The 2,053-nt window shown below is 46.3% G+C and carries 2 protein-coding genes; both read left to right on the forward strand.

Annotated elements, in window-relative coordinates; all coding sequences use genetic code 11:
* A partial coding sequence (locus EXT48_RS11590; protein ID WP_240703378.1) for a phosphopantetheine-binding protein occupies window positions 1-331 on the forward strand: 331 nt, incomplete at its 5' end.
* 2 nt (window positions 332-333) lie between these two features.
* Window positions 334-2,053 (forward strand): condensation domain-containing protein (locus EXT48_RS11595; protein WP_205992070.1); only part of this gene is annotated, 1,720 nt, incomplete at its 3' end.

The following is a 2,053-nucleotide window of genomic DNA, read 5'->3' on the forward strand; positions in this document are numbered from 1 at the left end:
CCCCACACCGGAGCTTCAAGCCGACAACCTTTATGTGGCACCGCGTAATGCCTTAGAGACCCAGCTTTGTGAGATTTGGCAGCAGGTACTTGGCCTTGAACAAGTGGGGATTGAAGATAATTTCTTCAGTATCGGGGGGGACTCTATCTCGGCTATCCGGTTGATGAATGCGTGTAATAAAGCACTGGATTTAAACATCCCAATTTCGGCCTTGTTTGAGCATACCCATATTGCCGCAATCGTCGACAACTTAGAGATGCTGAGCGTGGATATCGAGATTAAAGCAGACTCCGGATCACAACAAGAACAAACTAATAGCATGAGGATTTAACCATGTTGTCATTGCTCGCTGAACTGAAAGATCACAATCTCTCAATCTGGTTGCAAGACGGCGGACTAGAGCTGTCATTTGGCGCGCAAGCGCCAGATGCTGCACTTGTTGCAAAGTTAAAGTCAAACAAAACGCAGCTAATGGATTACCTTGAAGCAAAAGCAATTTTTTCAAAGGATGCATTTAATACACTGCCAGAATTAAACCGCCATCCGCTTTCATTTGCGCAAGAGCGTTTATTATTTATCGAACGGTTAGAAAATGGCACCAACGCTTATCACATTCCGTTTTTGGTTAAACTCTCCGAGCACACAGAGCTTGCGCGATTAACGCAAGCACTGAATATCGTGTTAGATAGGCATGAAGTACTTCGCAATGTCTATCGTCAAGACGAGCAAGGCCACGACTATCAAGAAGTGTTGAGCGCTTGTATTGAGATTACGCCTAGCCCTGTGGCTGACTTAGCTGCGCTTAATACGGCTGTGAAACAAGCTATTAGTACACCATTTGACTTAGCTAATGAGCCTATGTTCAAGGTTTGCTGTTGGACATTAGGCGCTGAACGTTACGTGCTATTTATGTGGCACCATATTGCGTTTGATGGCTGGTCCACCGAAATCTTTATGCGTGAGCTACACCAAGCCTATTTTATGCTAGCTTCAGGCAAAACGCCTGAGCTACCAGCGCTTGAGTTACAGTACCAAGATTACGCAAAGTGGCAGCGCGAGTATCTCAGCGGCGATACCTTAACTAAGCTTTTAGACCACTGGACTGATGCACTTGCAGGTGCTGAGCAGCTTGAATTACATTCGCCACTACCAAGGCCAAATGAATATCAATATCACGGTGCCGACCACCGTATTCATTTGGGTCAAGAACGAAGCGAAGCCCTAAAGGCCATAGCCAAAACGCAACAAACCAGTCTTTATGTAGTACTGCTCAGCAGCTGGGCATTGACATTACAAGCAACCAGCGGTCAGTCAGATTTAGTCATCGGTACACCATCTGACAACCGTCATCTAAGTCAGACACAAAATCTTATTGGCTTTTTGGTCAATAGCTTAGCCCTGCCAGTTCATATTGATAACGCACTCGACTTTAATGCCTTAATCCAACAAGTGCACCAAACCCTAAAAGCGGCAAAGGCGCACCAAGATCTGCCATTTGATAAATTGGTCGACGCCCTAAAATTACAACGGGATCCGTCTCGCCATCCGCTATTTCAAATGATGTTTGCGCTTGAACAATTTAAAAATAACAGCGACGACAGCAGCCAACAGCTGTTTACGCCAGTGGATGAGTCACAGGTAAAAGCGCTCCATAAAGTGGCAAAGTTCGACATTAGTTTATTGCTACAAAATGGGGACGAAGAAGTATTTGGTGATATTAACTACGCCACTGCGCTATTTCCTAGTGACTGGATCGAACTCCTTGCTGAGCGCTTTATCAATATTATCGATCAGGTGATCGCCAGAACTGCACAGCCACTTGCAAAAGTAGCCCTACAAAATAGAACTGAGACTGACACACTCCGTGCTTGGCACAACAACGCCGAGTCGTTTGCTACCGACAAAGATCTGGCCAGCTTAGTAGAGCAGCACGCCGCTAACACCCCAGAGCAAGCGGCCATGTTAACCAGCGGCGGTGAAGCGCTGTCTTATGCCGAAGTGAACGGTAAAGCCAATGCCCTTGCACAGCAAATCATTGCTCAGCACCCCAAAG

The organism is Pseudoalteromonas sp. CO348 (assembly GCF_004208845.1).
In the GTDB taxonomy this organism is placed as follows: domain Bacteria; phylum Pseudomonadota; class Gammaproteobacteria; order Enterobacterales; family Alteromonadaceae; genus Pseudoalteromonas; species Pseudoalteromonas maricaloris.